Origin of the sequence: Brotonthovivens ammoniilytica (genome assembly GCF_025566885.1) — a bacterium.
Taxonomy (GTDB): Bacteria; Bacillota; Clostridia; order Lachnospirales; family Lachnospiraceae; genus Brotonthovivens; species Brotonthovivens ammoniilytica.
The window spans coordinates 265749-286835 of sequence record NZ_JAOQJQ010000004.1; the positions used below are offsets into that span (position 1 = coordinate 265749).

Sequence of the window (21087 nt, forward strand, 5' to 3'; positions counted from 1 at the left end):
TTCAGTTCCATAAAATCATTCCTCCTTACACAGATTCAAACCGCCGTTATTTTGCGGTATGGTTGTCCTTTTTGCGCTTGCCCACATAGGCCGCAACGCCCAGGGCGGCAGCGCCCATAGCGGATACGCCCATCAGGGCCGCCCACAGCCACGGCTTGCTGTCGTCACCAGTTTTCGGGGTGTCGCGCAGCTCATTGTGCATTTGCGCCACAGTGGTCTTATCCGCCAGAATCGTCACCTTTTTATCCGCAGGCAGCACATAGTTGGCGCTGGCCCCATCCGATACCTCGGACACGGTGTAATCGCCTACGCGCAGGCCCTCGATGAAGATTTCGCCGTTTTTATCCGTTTTGAAGGTCTGGTCGTAGCCGTTGGCCCCGGTCACGCGGAAGGAGAAGCCCTCCACCTTGCCGTCGCTGGACGTTTTTTCAATCCGCAGGGAGCCAGTCTGGGCCATGTTGGTGAAACCAATCCCGGCCTCGTTCTCTACCTCGTAAATCTTGCCGTTCTCGGTGATCTCCACATAATAGGCGTTTTCATCCAGCAGGAAGCCCTCCGGCGCTTTGGTTTCCCTTACGAACACGCCGCCGTAGAGGATGTGGGACATCTCGTAAATGCCGGTGCTGGTTTCCTCCAGCTTGCCCAGCAGCTCGTCACCCTCGTCCAGCTCTTTGTTGCCGTTGGTATCGCGGTACACTTCAAATTCAGCGCCCGTCAATTTGTTATCGGGATAATCCTTATCCACCTTGGTGAGCCGCAGATCACCATACACACGCTCATTGGCAAGGGAAATCTCTACAACCTGTCCATCTTCCTCCACAGTAACGGGAATCACTTCATCGGAGAGGATGAACCCTTCCGGGCTTTCCAGTTCTTTCAGCACCCAATCACCGTAAGGCACATTGGTGAAAGAAAAGCTGCCGTCGTCCGCTGAGGTAGTGGTGGCAAGGGCGTTTTCGGCGGTAAACTCGGTTTCATCGGACTTAAACAGACCGATTACAGCCCCGCCCAGGCCCGTGCCGTTCTCATCGGTTTTGAGGCCCTTGATTTCGCCGCGGATCAGCTCGTTTGTGACAGCCTCGCCATCATTAGCGGAAATCTCTACCACGGCAACAGAAGGCCCGCCGTACTCAAAGGTGAACGGGAAGGTTTCGCCATTCAGCAGGTAATGGCTGTCAGTGGAAAGCTCCTTCAGGTAGAAGCTGCCGAAAGGCAGGTCGGTGCTGCAAACGGCCTGGCCGTTCTCATTCACAGAAACGATCTCCAGAAGCCCGTCTGCCGGGATCACGGAACCGTCTGCTGCGGTGATGTCCTCCTGGGCATAGAGGCCAAAGGTCACGGCGGAGATCTCGCCATTCATGCCAATGCCAAAGGTTTCATCCTGCTCCAGCACCTTGTCAAGCGTCACAAGGGCTTTCTGGCGCTGGTTGTAGAAGCTGGCAGAGGTTTCGGTGACTTCCACCTCCTGGCCTGCGTACACCAGCTCCACGTTGGTGACGTTCTCGCCGGTATCCACCATGCCGTGAGGGAACTGGATTTCCTTCACCTGGAACTTGCCCAGGTAGAGGGGCTGGCTCTGGGCTGTCCCGTCCTCGCCGGTGGTGATGGTGTCCACTACCTCGCCCGCAGAGTAGCGCAGGGTGCCGTCCAGGGTGTAGACGTCCTCCAGGGCGGTGATTTCAAACACCGCACCGGGCAGGCCCTGCACCTCATACACCGGCTGGTAAACGCCCTCGTTTTCTGTCACAGAGGAAAATACCTCGCCGGTCTTGCTGACTTTGATGATTCCTTTCTGGGCCATGTTGGGCTTGGTGACTTCAATCACCGTCACGCCGCCTTCCACGCTGGAATTGTCCTCGGTCACATCAAAGTAAACCGGGGTGCTGTCCAGCACATAGCCGTAGGGGGCCTGTACTTCAACCAGGGAATATCCCGCGCCGTATTCCAGCTTTTCAGGCGTTACCAGATAGCCCTCGGAATTGGTGTAGAACGTATCAATGGTGGTCGGCGTCGGGTAAGTGAAGGTCATTTCCACCTTGCTGCCATCGGGACGGTAAATCTGGAACCCGGCCCCCGCATAGGGGATGGTGACGCCGGTTTCCGCGTCCACCTTGACCACCTTGATGAAGCTCTCAAAGTTGGCGTTGTTGATGAGATAACGGTAGGTCTGGCCGTCCTGAGCGATATACACTTCAAAATCGTCCATCAGCTCGCGGCCTTCCCAGCCCTTGGTCTGACGGACGATATAGGTGCCGTAGGGCAGCTTCTTCGACTGTGCAAAGCCGTTCTCATCGCAGACGAGGACATCGCGCTCAGATTCCTTGGCATTTTCATAGCTGCCGGCTGATTTCAAAAACACCTGGAATTCCGCGCCGGATTCCGGGGTTTCTATCTGGGTTTCCCCGTCGTCGGTATGCTTGATTATGGCAATGTCGCCCTTGATGACCTGCTCCGTCACATCGTTGGCGGTGTCGTTCAGCTCAATCTCATACAATTCCGGTTCCGCGCCTACCTTGTGGATAGAGGAATCCAGCAGGTAGCCCTCGCTGGGGTTGATTTCACGGATTGTCCAGTCCGAATCGCAGACGTAATATCCGGTGGTGAACTGGCCGTTCTCATCGGTGGTATAGCTGTCGATGAGTGTATCTCCCTTATACAACCCATAGGTTGCTCCGGCAAGAGAACCGTCGCCCTGGGGCGCGCCCGTTTCCACATCGCTCTTGGTGACAGTGACACGGAACTTTTTGAGGACATTGTTCACGCTCTTGTGGGTCACTTCATTCCACTCGATGGTGGCTGTCTGGGAATCCGGCACCACATAACGGATGGGGGTATCCACCTCCTCCAGTACATAGCCCGTGCCGATGAGCACGTTTTCAAAGCGCGCCACACCGTTTCCGTCTGTCACCGCATACTCATCCACCGGCTGCCCGGAGAGGGATGTGCCGTACAGATGGAAGGTCATGCCCTCCACCAGCCCGTCCTCGCTGGTTTTCGTCACTTCCAGGCTGCCGCGTTTGAGCACGTTGCTAAAAGTCACGGTGGCGGTCTGGCCGCTGACGATGGTCACGCGCTGGCTTTCCTGGGGTTCGTATTTGTCAATCGACTGCTCGGTTACGGTATAAACGCCGGGATTGAGGTCGGAGATGTCGATCTCGCCCGCCTCATTGGTGGTCTTGGTGGCGCTGTATCCTTCGCCGGTAATGGTGAAGCTGATCCCGGCTACCTGTCCATCCTCGGAAGTCTTGACCAGCTTCATATTGCCGGTTTTTACTTCCAGGTTCAGATAGCCCACCATATAATCGGACACGGTTTCCCCGTAGGTGGCAAAGTCCTGCTTGCCGCCGCCGATAATCCCATCCGTCCATACCACTACGCCGCTGCGCTGGGCGGAGATTTTTTCTGCTTTTACCGTTACAGAGCCTTTGATGGCCTGGCTGGAAGTGATGGTGAGCTGGTTTCCGTCCACAGAGAAGTTCAGGCCGGTAATATTGCTGGTAAAGGTGTAATCTCCCAGCACGCCGTTGGTATCCGTGAGAGTGAGGGAATACTGCTGGCCGTCCCATTTCAGCTCGTAGGCCCCGGCGTCTGCGGTGCTGCTGAAAAAGCTGGGCAGCATGGTATGGCGTTTTACCGCGCTCTCAATAGCGGAATACTGGCTGAAGATCTCGCTGTAAAGGGGATTCTCCGGGCTGGTATATTCCGCGATATTGTTCTTGCCCTGGGCGTTGGCGTCCACATGGTTAAACTGGCTGTCGCGCTCGCCTACGACGGTTTCCCAGACAAGAAGCTGGGTGGCGATTGCCCCGGCCATCTTGCTGGCGTCCTCCGGGTCATCGGTCATCCATGAGGTGCTGGCGTTGCCCTGCCATCCATAGGTCATAATCCGCCCGATATATTCCTTGATGGTGTCCGGTGGGATAGTGGGGTTCAGATCGGACGGGTAATCATCCCAGAAATCCTCGCCCCGGCCAGTAAACTGGTCGCCGGAATGAACGCTGACGCCGGGTTCGATACAGTAGATGACTTTCCCGTTAAAGGAATCCTGCGTGTGGATGGTAAAACCGTTATTTTCGCCGGTAGACCATCCGCCCAAGAAATTCATAGCGGAATGTCCCCAGCCTGCCTTGTTGGGGTCGCTGGCACGGGGGAACTCCACCATATACGTCGTCATGGTTTCCCCTGCGGCAAACGCTGTGGTTCCCGTCCCTGCGAATATGCCCAGGCACATGAGCATGGCCATGAACAGGGACAGGGGCTTTCTCAATGCTTTCATCGTGTTACCTCCTTGAAATGGCCGCAAAAAAGCACACCGTTTCCGATGTGCTGCGGCTTGTGTTGGTTACTGTCTAAAAAAGAGAGGCCCGCCCGGTTTTCCTCGCAGCCCGATGTCTGCCTGTGGAAAAGAGGCCGGAGCTTTCTATATACATCCAGGCTCCCCAAATATCTTCTTTTTTTAGGCTGTTTAGGTTGTTTGGAAGGGGTGAGGTGTGGAGAGGGGGAACCGGCACAAGCTGCCGTTTCCCTGCAAATGGGCGCACTTCCCCCTTGTGAGTGGGCTATCTCTCTAAACTGCGCTGGCGTTTGCGGTAAAGTTCCAGCGCCTTGACAATGGTGTCCTCGATCTTCTGCGTGGGCGTCCCCGGCGCAAAAAACCGGCTGATTTTTTCTTTTGGGATTTTGAACTGTTCTTTTTGATTGGGCTTTTCCTCCTTCATAATGGAAACAAGGGCGTCTTTGGCCAGCCGTTCCCCTCCAGTCTTGGCTTCGGACATCTGTCGCATTTTGATGGCTTGGGCGTGGGACGGGGTGCAGTCCATCTCGTCCATGATAGCGAACAAGTCGGCCTGTTCTTCTTTTCGCAGGTAGGACAGCTCCACCGCAGGGCGCATGGCAATCTGGAGCATTTCCTGGTCTTTAAGGACTGAGTTATCTACCAGCTCCAGAATTTCCGGGATAAGGTGGGTAAGGCGGATATACCTATAAATCTGAGGTTGACTATCTCCGCTATCCCTGCTGATCTGCTGGGCTGCTGTAACGCCTTTTAACTTATTATCCAGTGGAGAAGAAGTTAAATCCGTCCGCTGACCCTGTCGTTTTAATGCGTCCAGCTTCATTTTGTAGGCAAACGCCTTCTCCGAGGGCAGAATCTGCTCCCGCTGCAAGTTGGAGTCCACCATGATAATCGTGGCTTCATCATCGGTGAGCTGCCGCACAATACAGGGGATTTTCGCAAGCCCCGCTAAATCCGCCGCCTTTTTCCTGCGGTGTCCGGCCACCATTTCATAGCCGCCCTCCGGTTTGGGGCGCACCAGGGCAGGGACCAATACGCCGTACTGCTTCACGCTTTCCGTCATTTCCTGCATAGCTGCGTCCATCCGCACCTTAAACGGGTGGTTCGGGAAGTCGCTGATTTCCGTGGGCGAAAGATTGACAACTTTTTCAAGCCGTGCCTCAGCCCGCTCTTCCTCCGTGGAAAACAGGTCATCGACTGAGGGAAGATTGAAGTTTAGCCCGTTGCTTTTCGCCATCCGCCAGCACCTCCTTTGAAAAATCCGCATAAGCCTGGGCCACCTTGCTCCCCTTGTCGTAGGCGTAAATACTCTTGCCTGCGGCGCTGATTTCTGCGGCTTTGATGGCTACGGGAATCTCGGAACGATAAATTTTCAACACGCTCCCGTAACTCTGCCGCAGTGTATCTGCTGTCTGTCTGGCAAGGTTTGTGCGCCCATCCACCAGAGTGAGCAGCACCCCGTCCACCTTCAGAGCCGGGTTGATCTGCCGTTTCACCTTATTGATGGTTTTCATAAGCTGGGTCATGCCCTTGGCGGGGAGATAGTGGGCCTGCACCGGGATAATCACGCTGTCCGCCGCAGCCAGGGCGTTGATCGTAATCATACCCAGGGACGGCATACAGTCAATGAGAACCACGTCATAGTGCTTCTTGGCTTCATTGACATAGGTCCGCAAAGTAAACTCCCGGCTCATGGCGTTGACCAGGCTCATTTCCAGCGCGGACAGCTCAATGTTGGCGGGCATAAGGTCTACGCCCTCGCTGTGGTGCAAAATGCCCTCATCCGTGGTGAATGGCTCATCCCGGATCACTTTTTCCATAACGGTGGCCAGGGTGGTGGGCAGGCTGTCTTGGTCTTGCCAGCCTAGGCAGGTGGTGAGGTCGCCCTGTGGGTCTGCGTCAATGAGCAGTACCTTTTTCCCCAGACGGGCTAAACCAATGCCCAGGTTCACCGTCGTGGTGGTTTTGCCTGTGCCGCCTTTCTGGTTGGCCAGCGCGATCACGCGGCCATCCCTGGGGCGGCTTCTTTGTTCCGGCATTTTCATGTCCTCCTTCTTCTTAGATTTAGCCGCCCGTTGGCAAGACGGACGGCTATGTATGAGAAAATCCGAAAGATGGACATGAAAAAAGCCGCTTACTCTTTCTGAAAAGAATAAGCGGCTCATCTGGCAGCGATATGTAATTTTACATCTTCTTCACCGGGGCGCACATGGCTTTGAGCAGAAGTTCATCCAGGCAGCCGGTGTCCCGGTTTTCACGGAGCATAGTATTGCGCAGGTGATTAAGGCTCTGGATCACAATGCTGTTTTCGGCGGGGGTGAGGTATATCTTGAATTTCCGTTTTTTCATAGGGCGTTCCTCCTTTACGCTTTCAGTATATATGGAAGGAACACTGCGCCGCAAATGTGCGAGAGTTCATCCACTTGAAACACAGCAGCGGCAACTCAGAAGGACAAGATAAACTGGATTCGGTTTGGTCAAATCCTGACAAATCAGGACATCCCCTTCAAAAGAAAAACCGTTCACAAAGGCCGTCATGGAATCGAAAAAATGACGGGGAAAATGCCCTCTAAAACACCCCGATTTCGGCTCGCAGTTGCCCCATTTTTTAATCATAACGGGGTCAAAAAGGGCCTGTTGCCCCATTATTAATCAAGAAAAACCGGGTCAGGCAAGGTCAAATCCTTCCAAAATCGGACAAAGGACAACAGACTTTTTGGAAAGGAAAAAGCCCGGAAAACCGCATGGTTCCGGGCTTTTTGAGCATTTTTGAATTGGTTTGTCGGGCCTGTTATCTCTTGGAGAACTGAGGCGCACGACGGGCAGCTTTGAGACCGTATTTCTTTCTCTCTTTCATACGTGGATCTCTTGTTAAGTATCCTGCTTTTTTCAGAACCGGTCTGTAATCCGGATCAGCCTGTAATAAAGCTCTTGCGATACCATGACGAACAGCGCCTGCCTGGCCTGTATATCCGCCGCCCTTTACATTTACAATAACGTCAAATTTATCTGCTGTTTCTGTAGCTGCTAACGGCTGACGAACGATAACTTTTAAAGTCTCAAGTCCGAAATAATCATCAATGTCTCTTTTATTAACTGTAACTGCGCCTGTTCCTGGTACCAGGTAAACTCTGGCGATAGATTTTTTTCTTCTTCCTGTTCCGTAATATTTAGTAGTTGCCATGAACTTTTCCCTCCTACATCAATTAAAATGTTAAAGCTTCAGGTTTCTGAGCTTCATGTTTGTGATCAGGTCCTGCATATACAAATAATTTTTTGTACATCTGTCTTCCTAAAGGTCCTTTTGGAAGCATGCCTTTAACAGCATATTCAACAACTCTTTCAGGATGTTTTGCTAACATTTCTTTTAATGTAGTTTCTTTCATTCCGCCTACATAGTCAGAATGATGGTAGTAAATTTTCTGATCTAATTTCTTACCTGTTACTTTGATCTTTTCTGCGTTTACAACGATTACGAAATCACCGGTATCAATGTGAGGTGTAAAAATCGGTTTGTTTTTACCTCTTAATACTTTTGCGATTTCAGAAGATAAACGACCTAATGTATATCCTGTAGCGTCAACTACATACCATTTTCTTTCAATTGTTGCCGGGCTGGCCATAAATGTATTCATGATTTTCCTCCTTGAGATTTTCGACAGTATTTCAATGTGAATGTCCGGACACACTGATTGCCTGTCAACTGTAAATAATTGAATAATGTGTCTGCATTATTCGAACGCGGTTTCAGATGAATTTGTGGAGAATCCTCTGTAAACACAGCGTTCCCGCAGAGCGGTCCCACCCGCCTGCATCTATAGGAAAATGTTATCAAAACATTTTTTCACCTTGTCAGACCCAGTTATTATAGTATAAGAAAATGGCAGTGTCAACACTTTTTTATAATGGCCACTTGCGGCTGTTTTTAAGCTTCCGCCTCTGTTTTGGCTGTTTCCGGTGTCTGCTCAGTCCCGGCCTCAGCGTGTATCTCCTCTTCTTTCACTTCTCTGAAATCATCTTCCTGCACTTCTTCAGAAACAACTTCCGCTTCCGCAACAATATCTTCTTCTTTTACTTTTGAGCCGCAGGCAGAGCAATACTGGCTTCCATTCTGCACATCGGCTCCGCAGGAATCACATTTCTGATATCCCTTTAAAATTTTGATATCTTCTTTGTAATTTACAATTCTTTTCAGATTTTCCTGTACATTATGAACCGCCTCTTTAAATGCTTCATCCGGATGATCTCCGTAACGGTCCATGTACATCTTACCAATGGTCTGGTAAAGATTCTCGTTCTTTCTCTGGAGATCCGCAATCTTAACGGATAATTTCGTGATTTCCGTAAGATCTTTTGTTTTGTTTAACACACCCTGGCCTTTCTCTGCTATTACTTTGCCTAAATCATCAAAAAATGCCATCTGAATACCCTCCGTTTTTATCTTATTATAGTATATTTATAAAAATTCTATTCCTATCATTGTAAGTCCATGAGCAGGAGCTGTCGGTCCTGCGGCATGTCTGTCACATGCTTTTAATATTTCAGACATCTGCCAAGGTTCTAAATCTCCCGTTCCTGCCTGTATCAGGGTCCCTGCCAGAATCCGAACCATATTATACAAAAATCCACTGCCCGTTACTCGTATAGAAATAATATCTCCCTGCTTTTTCACATTTAGAGAATAAATCGTCCTTACGGTATCCTCCACTGCCGTATTCACAGAACAGAAACTTTTAAAATCATGGGTTCCGCAAAGCAGTTCTGCTGCCTCCTGCATCTTCTCAATATCCAGAGGCCGGTAAAAAAAATATGTATCCCGGCGATTGACAGGCTGCGGAAATCTGCGGTTTAAAATTTTATATTCATACGTTTTTCTGCTTTCGCAGTGCCGCGGATGAAAATCCAAATCCACCTCACAGGAGTCCTGTACTGCAATATCTTCCGGCAGAAACCGGTTCAGCGCATAAGAAATCTTGTGGGGAGGTATCCTTGTTTCCGTATCAAAAACAGCCACATTTCCAAGGGAATGTACTCCTGAATCCGTACGGCTGGCACCTGTTACTTTAATATTTTCTTTCAGAAGTCCACTGAGGGTACGGTTTAACACGCCTTCAATAGTTTCCCCGTTGGGCTGAATCTGCCAGCCACAGTAATTTGTGCCGTCATAAGCCACAACCAGCTTTATTCTTTTCATAAAAGAACCCTCAATACAATCATAACACATAAATAAATCCACGCAACAGCATACGCCCAATAATCCCGGCCCTCATAATGCAGCGGTTTCATTTTTGTCCGGCCCTCACCGCCATGGTAACACCTAGCTTCCATTGCCAGCGCCAGATCTTCCGCTCTTCGGAAAGAGGACACAAACAAAGGAACCAGCAGAGGAATCAGAGCTTTTGCTTTTTTTAGCAGTCCCCCGGAGTCAAAATCCGCTCCTCTGGCGGTCTGCGCTTTTTTTATTCTATCTGCTTCATCTCCCAGCAATGGAATAAAACGCAGTGCAATAGACATCATCATTGCAATCTCATGTACAGGCACGCCAATTTTCTGCAGTGGACGCAGACCTGTCTCCATACCGTCTGTAAGCTTGTTGGGCGTGGTAGTCAGCGTCATCACAGAAGTGCCAAGGACCAGATAGATCAGGCGGATACTGAAAAATACCGCATTATATACTCCCTGATCCGCAATTTTTATAAAATACCATCGGAAAAGTATATCCCCCGGCGTAAAAAACAAGTTAAAAAATGCTGTAATACCCACTAATACCCAGATTAATTTCAATCCTTTCAGCATTAGTTTTCCCGGGATCCCGGCGATAGCTGTAACAGCAATCAAAAATACAGTTGCCAGAAGAAAACCCGTAAGACTTTGCAGCACAAACAGCGAGACAATGTATATAATTGTAGACACCAGTTTAACCCTGGGGTCCAGTTTGTGTATCAGGGAGTTCCCCGGATAATACTGGCCTAATGTAATATCTTTTAACATAATTTCAAAATTTCTTCCTTTGCCTCTTCTATTGTAATTGCGTCTGCAGATACTTTGATTCCCCGCTCCCGCAGTTCATGCAGCAGATAAGTTACCTCAGGCGCCGCAAGTCCGGCCCTCTCCAGCTCTTTATAGTGTGAAAATACTTCCCTGGCTGTCCCGTCCAGCAAAATCCTGCCATGATCAAGTACAATGATTCTGTCCGCATAATCAGCCACATCCTCCATACTGTGAGAAACCAAAATCACAGTAATCTTTTTTTCCCGATGTAAAAATTGAATCTGGGAAAATAATTCATCACGGCCTCTAGGGTCCAGTCCCGCTGTAGGCTCATCTAAAATCAAAATTTCAGGTTCCATGGCAAGAACACCCGCAATGGCAGCTCTCCTTTTCTGGCCCCCTGACAATTCAAAAGGTGACATTTCCCAGTACTTTTGTGCAAGCCCTACCGTTTTCAGCGCCTCCTGGGCTTTTTTCACAGCCTCTTCTTCCGTCAGTCCCTGATTCTTTGGTCCAAAGGATACATCACGAATGACTGTTGTCTCAAAAAGCTGATACTCCGGATACTGAAAGACCAGTCCTACTTTTCCTCTCAACTGCTTTAAGCTAAAACCCGGTTGATGAATATCCTGATTATGAAACAAAATCTTTCCGGCATCTGGTTTTAAAAGCCCGTTCAGCAGCTGAATTAAGGTAGACTTTCCGGAACCGGTATGACCGATTATTCCAATAAATTCTCCGTCATTTATTTTAAAACTGATATCATCCAGAGCCTTTTGTTCATAACTTGTCCCACCGCCATAAATATAAGTTACATTTTGTATTTCCATTGACATATTGCTTCCACCAATTCTTCTCTCGTTAAGACATCTGCCGGCACCGGCACTCCTGCCTGATGCAGTTCATAAGCAAGCTGTGTAATCTGAGGCACCGAAAGCCCAAGACTCTTTATTTTCTCTATCTGTCCAAAAACTTCTCTGGGAGCTCCCGTCAGTGCAATCTCGCCGTCATTCATCACATACATATGATCAGCGAAAACCACCTCTTCCATATAATGAGTAATCAGGATTACCGTTACACCTTTTTTCCGGTTCAGCTCTAAAACGGTCTGAAGAACCTCCCTTCTCCCGTGGGGATCCAGCATAGCCGTGGATTCATCCAGAATAATACACTTTGGTTCCATAGCTACAATACCGGCGATGGCAATCCGCTGCTTTTGTCCCCCCGACAGCCGGCCGGGCGGCTGATAGCGGTATGCCGTCATCCCCACCGCTTCCAGACTGGCGGCTACTCTCTCCCAGATTTCCTCTGTAGGAATGCCTATATTTTCCGGTCCAAATGCCACATCTTCTTCCACAACACCTGCTACCATCTGATTATCCGGATTCTGAAAAACCATACCAGCGGCCTTTCGGATATCCAGCGTATTATTTTCATCCCCTGCATCCATACCATCCACCCAGAGTGTTCCTCCGGTTGGAGTTAACAAAACATTTAGATGCTTGGCCAGTGTAGATTTTCCTGAGCCGTTGTGGCCCAGTATGGCCACAAACTCTCCCTCCTTAATATCCAGGTCTACATCTTTTACAGCTTCTATTACTTCTTTAATTTCACCCTGTTCATCCCGCCGGGCAAATTCATGCTTCAATTTTCTAGCTTTCACAAAGGACATAGTTTTTGTTTCCTTCTTATCTCTTTTATGAATAATCAATCCATAAGTCTCTCGATTCTGCTGCCTGTACGGCTCAGAACTTTATTACAGCGCATTTGATTATTCAATATAATCATCAAATTTTGTAAGACTTCCCTCCAGCTTCATATGAGAAAACGCATTCTGGCGAAGCGCCTCATACAATACAATCGCCACGGAATTTGCCAGATTCAAAGAGCGGCTCTCTCCCGCCATGGGAATCCGAATGCAGTCTGCCCGGTGATGAGCCAGTATTTCTTCTGGAATACCCCCGCTCTCTTTTCCAAACATAATATAACAATCCGGCTCATAAGAAACATCTGTATACACATTTTTTCCTTTTGTAGTGGCCATATAAATTTTTGCTCCCGGATTTTTATCCAGAAAATCCTGATAATTAATATATCTTACTACATCAAGTTCCTTCCAGTAATCCATTCCGGCCCGTTGAATGGCCTTTTCATTCAGCTTAAATCCCAGGGGTTCTATTAAATGCAGGCGAGAATCTGTGGCTGCACAGGTTCTCCCGATATTTCCGGTATTTGACGGTATTTCCGGCTCAAATAAAACAATATTCAATTTTGCCATTTCATTTATTGCCTTTCTATAATTTCTGTTCTGCCCGGAGTTTTTCTACGAACCGCTCCAGCCGCCCCACTGCCAGTTTTAAGTTTTCCAGAGAATATGCATAGGATATTCTAAGAAAGCCTTCTCCGCAGGCTCCAAACGCCGTTCCTGGCACCACTGCCACCTTTTCTTCTTCTAAAAGCTTTGTGGCAAACTCTTCAGAAGTCATACCAAACTCCTTAATACATGGGAAAACATAAAAGGCACCGTAGGGCTCAAAACATTTCAGTCCCATTTCTTTAAACCGATGCAGAAGATAACGTCTTCTTCCATTATATTCTTCCCGCATACCGGCTACACTTTCATCACCGTTTTTCATAGCTTCCACAGCCGCATACTGACTGGCAGTAGGCGCACACATAATAGCAAACTGATGAATCTTTAACATCTCCCGGATAATTACTTCCGGTCCGCAGGCATAGCCAAGACGCCATCCTGTCATGGCGTGAGACTTGGAAAATCCATTAATATAGACGGTCCGCTCCCTCATCCCCGGAAGAGATGCTATAGATATATGCCGGTCCAGATAAGTCAGCTCTGAATAGATTTCATCTGTCAGCACAAAAAGATCATGCTCCAGAATAATATCTGCAATATCCTCCAGATCTTTTTTCTCCATAATGGCACCGGTGGGATTATTGGGAAAGGGAAGTATCAGAATTTTAGTTTTGGGTGTAATGGCCCCAAGCAGCTCTTGGCGGGTCAGTCGAAATTCATTTTCTTCCTTTAATTCTATCACCACAGGCACACCGCCGGCCAGACGGGTACATGGCAGATAAGAAACATAGCTTGGCTGTGGAATCAACACCTCGTCCTCCGGGTCAAGCATCGCCCGCAGCGCAATATCAATTGCCTCGCTTCCGCCTACGGTCACAAGGGTTTCATGAGCATAATCATAGGAAAGTCCATACCGGCGCTTTAAAAATTTCGTTATCTCAATTTTTAATTCCTTTAATCCCGCATTAGATGTATAAAAGGTTCTCCCCCGTTCCAGCGAATAAATTCCCTCATCTCTGATATTCCACGGTGTATCAAAATCGGGCTCCCCAACACCAAGGGAAATGGCATCCTTCATCTCACTTACAATGTCAAAAAACTTCCGGATACCTGAGGGTTCAATTTCAGTAATTACTTTTGATAAAGGATTTCTCATGGGCTCATCAACATCCTTTCATCTTTTGCCTTCTCAGTCATTACAGTACCGTGGTCCTTATACTTCTTTAAAATAAAATTCGTTTTTGTACTGAGAACGGAATCCAGGGTAGAGAGTTTATCCGACACAAACTGCGCTGCATCCCGGAGAGATTTCCCCTCCAGAGTAACCAAAAGATCATAGCTGCCAGAAATAAGATATACCGCATTTACTTCTGAATAATTATAAATACGCTCCGCAATTTTATCAAATCCCTGTCCTCTCTGAGGGGCAACACTTACCTCAATGAGGGCAGAGACTTTTTCTATAGAGGTTTTGTCCCAGTTAATCAATGTGTGGTAACCGCAGATCACATGCTCCGCCTCCATAGCTTCCAGTTCATTCATAACCGCAGCCTCATCTTCCCCTAAAATAACTGCCAATTCTGCCAGATCAATCCTGCTGTTTTTTTCAATAAATGTCAATATTTTTTCTCTCATTACAATTCCTCCCTTTCATCTTTTCTATATTCTCTCAGGAGATGGAATATTTTTACATGCCGTCAGCCCCGGTTAAATCACTTTATATAGTTGGTCTGTCTTTGGAGGTTCCAGAAACCTGTGTTCCTCTCCATTTATCAAAACACGGTCATTTCCCTTAACCGCCTTGCCTACAACAGTCCCATGGATTCCGTTTTTCTCTAGATCCCGCACAAGCTGATTTCCGTCCGCTGCGGCAATAAGCATACTTCCGCTGGATATCAGCTCATAAGGATTAATTCCAAAAAATTCGCAGACCTCCACCGTCTCCTGCCGGATTGGAATTTTCTTTAAATCAATTTCAAGTCCGATGCCGGAAGCTTCCGCCATCTCCCAGAGGGCTCCAAAGATACCGCCCTCTGTTACATCATGCATGGCGTGAACCCCTGTTTTTACTGCCACAGCCCCATCCGCAACTACAGAAAGGTACTGCTCTAGCTCTCTGGCAGCCGCTACAAAACCGGCAGGAAAACGCGATAAAAGTTCCTGCTCTTTTTCTTTCGCCAAAATTACTGTTCCTTCAATAGCTATCCATTTTGTGATAACAATATCATCTCCAGGCTTTGCTCCGGCTGTAGATACCATCTGATTTTTTTTCACTTTCCCGATACCTGTAACTGTTAAAAGAGGCTGATTAACTGCCTTTGTCACCTCTGTATGGCCGCCTACAACCTGGACATTATATTTTTCACATTCGCCGTCGATCTGCTGCATCATTTCCCTGATCTGCAGTTCTGTAATATCCTCAGGAAACAGCGCCGTCAGCAAAACACCCACAGGCTGTGCACCGGCGCTGGCCAGATCATTCAGTGTAATCAGCATGGCCATCTTTCCAATGTCCTGCACCGTTCCGGTAATCGGGTCTGTAGACACCACAAACAGTTCATCCTCCTTCAGGGCAATTGCCGCGCAGTCCTCCCCCACGCCGGCCCCCTGGCAGACCTCTTTCCTTTTAGTATGTAACTGTTTAAAAACAGATCTTTTTAATACACTCTCTGGTAATTTTCCAATTTTCATCTTTCTTCTATTCTCCGGAAATATTCTTAATATTTTTCCTCTGTCTTTCTTAATTCGCTATTAATATCTATGCAGGCAGGGCTGTCTCCTCTGAGACAGCCCTGTCATACATTGCGGCGCCCTGACACCTGATGCTGCAGAGCCCCGCTTTAAATATCATTCTTCAGATTTTTTATCATCTGTATCCTGTTTATTCTGATCAGAGCCCGAATTTTCAGGCTTCTGATTTTCAGAATCCTGTTTCTCCTGTTCTTCCTTCTTCTGCTCTTCTTCTTTTTTCTGTTCTTCCTGCTTTTTATCTGCTTCCTGCTGAGCCTTCCATTTTGAAACAGCTGCCTTTACAGTTCCCAGATCACCGCTGGCAATGGCCTTTTTAATAGCAGCGCTGGCTTCTTCACTGGCACCGCCCAGACCTACCTCATAAATTGCAGGAGATGCGTTGTAGGTGCTCTTGTTAAATACCTCCCGGCTTTTTTCTACCCCTCCAACTTTTACGACTTTCCAGAGCTGGGCTTTCCTTCCGGTATGGGAACTTTGAACCTTTGTGATACTGCCCAGGGCAGCACCTGATGTTTTAAACTCCGTCTTTGGCTGCGTAGTACTTAAAGTCTCACTTTCAAAGATAACCTCCCGGTCAGAATCCCTTGTCTCCTGTCCGTAAATAGTAAAATACAGCTCTCTGCCGCTTGTATATCCTTCAATATAAACAGGTGTTTTTGTATTATTTTTAAACTTCAGATTTTTATAGGTTCCCGCAATGGCCGCATCACTGGAAGGATCTACATAAGATACAATCATAGAGTGGGCAAACCTCTCCGTAATTTCAAGCTCCGCCCGGATTACAGCATTATAAAGCGTAGTTGATACCTGGCAGACGCCGCCTCCATATGACTGCACGGTTGTTCCATTCTCATAAGAACCGGCCAGCGCATATCCATGCTCTGCATCCATAGGCGAGATCACATCATACACCGAAAATTCTTCTCCGGGGTAAATTACACTGCCATTTATTTTTCCCGCCGCGGTCTGAATATTTTTCACCCTGCCGGACGCTGAAGAGCTGAAGTTTGTATGGTAGGTCCCCAGAACATCCTTCACTTTCGAAAGCTCCTCTTTGGAGCCCTTAGGCTCTGCAGTGCTTACTTCTAGTTCTATCTGCGCATCGGATTTCCAGCCCTCTGCAAAATACTGATCTACAGTTTCCAATGATTTTTCTATATTTACTTCCACGCCGGCCTCACCGTCAATCACTGTAAACGCTCCGTTTTTCCTCTCAAGGCCGAAATCTTTCGCGTCCTGTCCCAGATCATCTTTATGCTCTTCTAAATATTTGGTGGTTTTTTCTTTATCAGCCTTTAAAATAACCGGAAATACTTTATCCTCGTGTTCAAGATCTTTGTTAGCTTTATATCTGGAAATAAGATTTCCTGTTTTCCCATAGTTCAGCGCATCCTCCGCCACAGTCTCATCACCCCAGACCAGCCCCAGCTCTTCAACTGTTGCCGTGATGGTGTTTTTTCCGGCTTTTAATGTAACTTCCTCATCCTGAAGCTCCTTCACATATTCTTCTACTGCTTTGGATGCCTCTTCTTCCGTCATTCCGCTCACATCAACTTCCCCGATATGAATCCTTTGTGCAATTGTACCCGCCGAATCCTTCTCAGACTGTGCTGATACTCCTGCTGTTAAAGCAGTTACCGCAGCGGCTGCTGCCGCAACAGCACAAATATACTTCCATCTTCTCATAAATGCTGCGTCCTCTCTTCAGAAAACAGATCTTTCATCTGCCCTGCCACTCACCTAACGAACACACCAGCGCCTTACTGGCATTTGTGGATTATTGTATCACATTTCTATCCGTTTTCAATAGTGCCTATACAACAAGCGCTGACAGTACCATAGTAACAACCATGGCAATAATTAATACAATTACAATTACGGCTGCCGCCACTCTTTTTTTTCTGGAATTTCTATACATGCTCCCTGCCTTCCCTCCTTCTGCCACAGGCAGATAAAATCTGATCAATCATTCTGGATGCCTCACTTCTGGTAAGACTTTCAATTTCAATATCTGTACTTATTTTATGATATGATATCAAATCCATCAAGTCTCTTTTTTGCGCGGGAGTTAAAGGGCCCTGCTTCTTTGCCTTATATTGAAGGGGCCGTGGAACAAATAGTTCCGGATACCTTTCTGCATATTCCTCCTGGAGAATCTCAAATAAATCTGCCGTTAATCCTGCATCTGACAGCGCCCTGTGCTTCTGCTTACTGCATAGTCCATAATATCTGCCCAGATATTCCAATCGTTTAGATTCTAACTGCGGAAGACATTTCCTTGCAATTTTCAGCGTATCAACAGCCTGTTTCTGATAATTAATATCATAATTAACCGCACATTGCTTTAAAAATCCATAATCAAATATAATATTGTGGCCAAGCAATGGCAATTCCCCGCAAAACTCAATAAGCTTAAGCAGCGCCTCCTTATCTTCTTTGGCACCTTCAAGCATTTTTGATGAAATACCGGTGAGCGCTTCCACCTGTTTTGTCAGCTTTCTATGGGGATTAACAAAACATTGAAACAGAGCCGTCGTTTTGTGAGATACCACTCTCACTGCTCCGATTTCCAGTATTCTGTCACGCCGGGCATTTAGTCCTGTCATTTCAAGGTCCAGCGCAACATAGGAATCTAACATTTCTTATCCTCAGCCTGGCATAAATCACTGAGAAAACATTCCCCGCATTTTGGATTTCTGGCAGTACAGATTTCCCGTCCCAGTGTAATAATCTGCATATTATATAAAATCCAGTGATCCTTAGGCAGCACTTTCATTAAATCATACTCTGCCTTTTCCGGATCTGATTCCTTCGTAAAGCCCAGCCGCTTAGAAATTCGTTTTACATGGGTATCCACTACAATGCTGGGGTCGTTATAGATATTTCCACGAATCACATTCGCCGTCTTTCGTCCCACTCCGGCCAGAGAAGTAAGATCCGAAAGATCTGACGGCACTTCTCCCTGAAACTCCTCTATGAGACGTCTGGCACATAAAATAATATTTCTGGCCTTATTTCGGTAAAATCCGGTAGAATGAATATCCTGTTCCAATTCCGCTATATCTGCATCCGCAAACTTCTGCAGCGTATCATACTTGACAAATAAGTCTTTTGTAACAATATTAACTCTGGCGTCCGTACACTGCGCACTAAGAATCACTGCTATTAATAACTGCCAGGCATTGTCATGATTCAGATAACAGATAAAATCCGTACCATAAGCAGTATCCAGCCGGTTTAAGATTTCTTTTGTCCGTTTAGTCATAGTTTTCTCCTCTTTTAAAGTGCTTTATTCATACTATTACTGCCAGAGGGCAAGATCAGCAAAAGAAATTTTTGCCTGTCCGTTTAATGGATTTTTCTGTTCATACTCAAACAAAATCCATATTTTTCCATTGTTTCCGCTCATGTATTTTTTTGCATCCTTCTCTCTAAGTATTTCTGTTTTTCCTATAAATTTTGCAGAAAACCTCTCCAGATGACAGTATTTTTTCTCTTTCCCTTCATGCCGCAGATATGTAAGCTGAGCTTTCCTCCATAATGACAAATCTTCCGCCCAGAATGGACGGCTCTTCATATTTTCTCTGGCATACAGATCAAATAAAAGAGCTTCCCCCGCATACTCTTCCTGCTCAGGAAAACGTTCCCGTACAAATTCCAGAAGAATTTCACTGCGGCGCATTCTGCTGAAATTCTGCCCGTAATACCCCATCTTAAAATAAAAATCCCCAAGTTCCTGATACATCCGGAAGGGACTTTGATACTCCGCTTCCAGTATATGCAGGGCCTGTTCAAACTGATGACTATTATAATGAATTTCTACCATTTCTTCAATTCTACGTATCTTTAAAATGTCATCAAAACTCAGCCACCGGGTAGAAAGCACTTCATAAGGGGGTTTTCTTCTATATAAAATCTGGTAATCTTCACAATGCTCATACATATGAGAGCCCTTTAAAATTTTTAAAAACCCAAGCTGAAGCTGTTCCGGGTGCAGATTATATATTTCATCAAAAGAATTTTGAAAACTGAAAAAATCTTCAAATGGAAGACCTGCAATCAGATCCAGGTGCTGATGTACATTCCCGCCCTCCTGTATTCTGCATACAATATTTTTTAGTTTAGGAAGATCCATTCTCCGTCTGATCTCTTTGATTGTCTGAGGATTTGCAGACTGAACCCCTATTTCCAGCTGAATCAGCCCCGGCCTCATCCTTCCAATCAGTTCCAGCTGTTCCTCCTCTAAAAGATCTGCTGAGACCTCAAAATGAAAATTTGTTATCCCGTTGTCATGTTCCAGCAGATACTGCCAGATAGCGTCCGCATGACTGCGATTGCAGTTAAAAGTTCTATCTATAAACTTCACCTGCGGCACTTTATGATCAATAAAAAACTGAAGTTCTTTCCGTACAAGCTCCAGCTTTCTGAATCTTAGCCTTTTATCCACAGAAGAAAGACAGTAACTGCAGGAATAAGGACATCCTCTGCTTGATTCATAATAAATAATTCTATGCTCAAATTCTGTCAGATCTCCATAACAAAAAGGCAGCATATTCATATCCAGAATATCCCGCTCTCCGGTCTTTACAATCTTCTGACTTTCGTCCCTAAATACAAGTCCTGCAATCTCATTCAAATGCGCTTTGCCTGTTCCTCTGTAATATCTGCTCAGCTCCAGAAATGTCTGCTCGCCCTCCCCGCGCATCACACCGCGAAAGGCAGGATTCTCCTTCACAAACTGTTCTGTTTCAAAGGAAACCTCAGGGCCTCCTGCCCAGATCTCCATCCCCGGACACAGACGTTTTAATTCATACGCAAGTTCCTTTACATATTCAATATTCCATATATAGCAGGAAAAACACAAAACATCCGGCCGTTTCCGATATAATGCTTCCAATATATCTTCTATCCGGTGGTTAATGGTATACTCCGCCAGCTCTGTCTCCTCACCGTACTTGCGGGCATAGGCCCGCAGACTGTAAACTGCCAGATTTGAGTGAATGTACTTTGCGTTAATCGCCGTTAATAAAATATTCATTTACTGCTTTACATCTCCCATTTTCCTGCATCCATTTTTTTGCTTTCAGCGCGGCTTCCCCGGCATCTCCCGTATAGATATCCGCCCCTATCCGATGGGCATAGCGGCCTGTAACAGGCGCCCCGCCAATCATTACACAATACTTATTTCTCAGCCCCTTATTCTCCAGAAGCTTTATAACACCCTGAATCTGAGGCATTGTAGTGGTAAGCATCGCCGACATACAGATGATATCCGCGTTCACCTCTTCCGCTTTTTTTATTAAAGCATCCGCCGATACGTCACATCCCATATTATATACTTTAAACCCTACGTTGCGCAGCATCATACTGACAAGATTTAATCCAATATCATGAAGATCTCCCCGGACAGTAGCCGTTACTGCCGTCCCTAAGGTTTTTGCCATTTCCAGTCCCATAGATTCCTCAACGACAACCGTAGCCACATTCATCGCCCGGGAAGCCAGAATTACATCCGGCACAAACTTAAGATCGGAAGAAAATGCTTCCGCAATTTTATCCATGGCTTTTAACAAACATCTGTCAATAATAACCTGCCCCTCAAGTCCATCTTCCAGAGCCTGTTCAATAAGCTTTTTTGCCCCTTTGGCTTTTCCATTTTGAATAGCCTGGCGAATATCCTCCAGCATTTGTTCCCGATCTTTCATTCATACCTCTTTCTTCTCCCGGCCCCCTTCCG

General features: G+C 47.0%; 20 protein-coding genes. All 20 read right to left on the reverse strand.

Annotated elements, in window-relative coordinates:
* Positions 1–46: 46 nt before the first annotated feature.
* The 20 genes from OCV88_RS11150 to OCV88_RS11245 all read right to left on the reverse strand — a co-directional run bounded on the left by OCV88_RS11150 (position 47) and on the right by OCV88_RS11245 (position 21055).
* Positions 47–4276: a SpaA isopeptide-forming pilin-related protein gene (locus OCV88_RS11150; protein ID WP_015535535.1), complete on the reverse strand. Its 4230-nt coding sequence runs from the start codon at positions 4274–4276 to the stop codon at positions 47–49.
* Between the two features lie 283 nt (positions 4277–4559).
* Complete coding sequence (locus tag OCV88_RS11155; RefSeq protein ID WP_015535536.1) at positions 4560–5531, reverse strand: ParB/RepB/Spo0J family partition protein; 972 nt, start codon at positions 5529–5531, stop codon at positions 4560–4562.
* Positions 5485–6333: a ParA family protein gene (locus OCV88_RS11160; RefSeq protein WP_105204999.1), complete on the reverse strand. Its 849-nt coding sequence runs from the start codon at positions 6331–6333 to the stop codon at positions 5485–5487. The genes OCV88_RS11155 and OCV88_RS11160 overlap by 47 nt, the downstream gene beginning before the upstream one ends.
* Before the next feature lie 145 nt (positions 6334–6478).
* Positions 6479–6643, reverse strand: coding sequence for a hypothetical protein (locus OCV88_RS11165; RefSeq protein WP_015535538.1), 165 nt, complete (start codon positions 6641–6643; stop codon positions 6479–6481).
* 442 nt (positions 6644–7085) lie between these two features.
* Positions 7086–7478 carry a 30S ribosomal protein S9 gene (rpsI, locus tag OCV88_RS11170; RefSeq protein ID WP_158425548.1) on the reverse strand — a complete coding sequence of 131 codons (393 nt, stop codon included), beginning with the start codon at positions 7476–7478 and terminating at the stop codon, positions 7086–7088.
* A 22-nt stretch (positions 7479–7500) separates the two neighbouring features.
* Positions 7501–7929 carry a 50S ribosomal protein L13 gene (rplM, locus tag OCV88_RS11175; RefSeq protein WP_158425549.1) on the reverse strand — a complete coding sequence of 143 codons (429 nt, stop codon included), beginning with the start codon at positions 7927–7929 and terminating at the stop codon, positions 7501–7503.
* A gap of 290 nt (positions 7930–8219) precedes the next feature.
* Complete coding sequence (locus OCV88_RS11180) at positions 8220–8714, reverse strand: zinc ribbon domain-containing protein (RefSeq protein ID WP_158425550.1); 495 nt, start codon at positions 8712–8714, stop codon at positions 8220–8222.
* Positions 8715–8750: 36 nt separating this feature from the next.
* Positions 8751–9488 (reverse strand): tRNA pseudouridine(38-40) synthase TruA, encoded by a 738-nt coding sequence (truA, locus tag OCV88_RS11185; protein ID WP_158425551.1) that lies wholly within the window; start codon positions 9486–9488, stop codon positions 8751–8753.
* Positions 9485–10285, reverse strand: coding sequence for an energy-coupling factor transporter transmembrane component T family protein (locus tag OCV88_RS11190; protein WP_158425552.1), 801 nt, complete (start codon positions 10283–10285; stop codon positions 9485–9487). The genes truA and OCV88_RS11190 overlap by 4 nt, the downstream gene beginning before the upstream one ends.
* Complete coding sequence (locus OCV88_RS11195) at positions 10279–11121, reverse strand: energy-coupling factor transporter ATPase (protein WP_158425553.1); 843 nt, start codon at positions 11119–11121, stop codon at positions 10279–10281. Before OCV88_RS11195 ends, OCV88_RS11190 begins: the two co-directional genes overlap by 7 nt.
* Positions 11097–11957 carry an energy-coupling factor transporter ATPase gene (locus OCV88_RS11200; protein WP_158425631.1) on the reverse strand — a complete coding sequence of 287 codons (861 nt, stop codon included), beginning with the start codon at positions 11955–11957 and terminating at the stop codon, positions 11097–11099. The genes OCV88_RS11195 and OCV88_RS11200 overlap by 25 nt, the downstream gene beginning before the upstream one ends.
* Positions 11958–12056: 99 nt before the next feature.
* Positions 12057–12563, reverse strand: coding sequence for a tRNA (cytidine(34)-2'-O)-methyltransferase (locus OCV88_RS11205; RefSeq protein WP_158425554.1), 507 nt, complete (start codon positions 12561–12563; stop codon positions 12057–12059).
* A gap of 16 nt (positions 12564–12579) precedes the next feature.
* The gene (locus OCV88_RS11210) at positions 12580–13755 is read right to left on the reverse strand and encodes an aminotransferase class I/II-fold pyridoxal phosphate-dependent enzyme (RefSeq protein WP_158425555.1); all 1176 of its coding nucleotides are present in this window, start codon (positions 13753–13755) and stop codon (positions 12580–12582) included.
* Positions 13752–14234 (reverse strand): Lrp/AsnC family transcriptional regulator, encoded by a 483-nt coding sequence (locus OCV88_RS11215; RefSeq protein ID WP_158425556.1) that lies wholly within the window; start codon positions 14232–14234, stop codon positions 13752–13754. Before OCV88_RS11215 ends, OCV88_RS11210 begins: the two co-directional genes overlap by 4 nt.
* A 72-nt stretch (positions 14235–14306) precedes the next feature.
* Positions 14307–15290, reverse strand: coding sequence for an AIR synthase family protein (locus OCV88_RS11220; RefSeq protein ID WP_158425557.1), 984 nt, complete (start codon positions 15288–15290; stop codon positions 14307–14309).
* Positions 15291–15446: 156 nt separating this feature from the next.
* Positions 15447–17036, reverse strand: coding sequence for a VanW family protein (locus OCV88_RS11225; RefSeq protein WP_158425558.1), 1590 nt, complete (start codon positions 17034–17036; stop codon positions 15447–15449).
* Positions 17037–17260: 224 nt separating this feature from the next.
* The gene (locus OCV88_RS11230) at positions 17261–17989 is read right to left on the reverse strand and encodes a 3'-5' exonuclease (protein WP_158425559.1); all 729 of its coding nucleotides are present in this window, start codon (positions 17987–17989) and stop codon (positions 17261–17263) included.
* Positions 17983–18615, reverse strand: coding sequence for an endonuclease III (gene nth / locus OCV88_RS11235; RefSeq protein WP_158425560.1), 633 nt, complete (start codon positions 18613–18615; stop codon positions 17983–17985). Before nth ends, OCV88_RS11230 begins: the two co-directional genes overlap by 7 nt.
* Positions 18616–18651: 36 nt before the next feature.
* Complete coding sequence (locus tag OCV88_RS11240) at positions 18652–20388, reverse strand: B12-binding domain-containing radical SAM protein (protein ID WP_158425561.1); 1737 nt, start codon at positions 20386–20388, stop codon at positions 18652–18654.
* Positions 20363–21055, reverse strand: coding sequence for a cobalamin B12-binding domain-containing protein (locus OCV88_RS11245; RefSeq protein WP_158425562.1), 693 nt, complete (start codon positions 21053–21055; stop codon positions 20363–20365). The genes OCV88_RS11240 and OCV88_RS11245 overlap by 26 nt, the downstream gene beginning before the upstream one ends.
* Positions 21056–21087 lie beyond the last annotated feature (32 nt).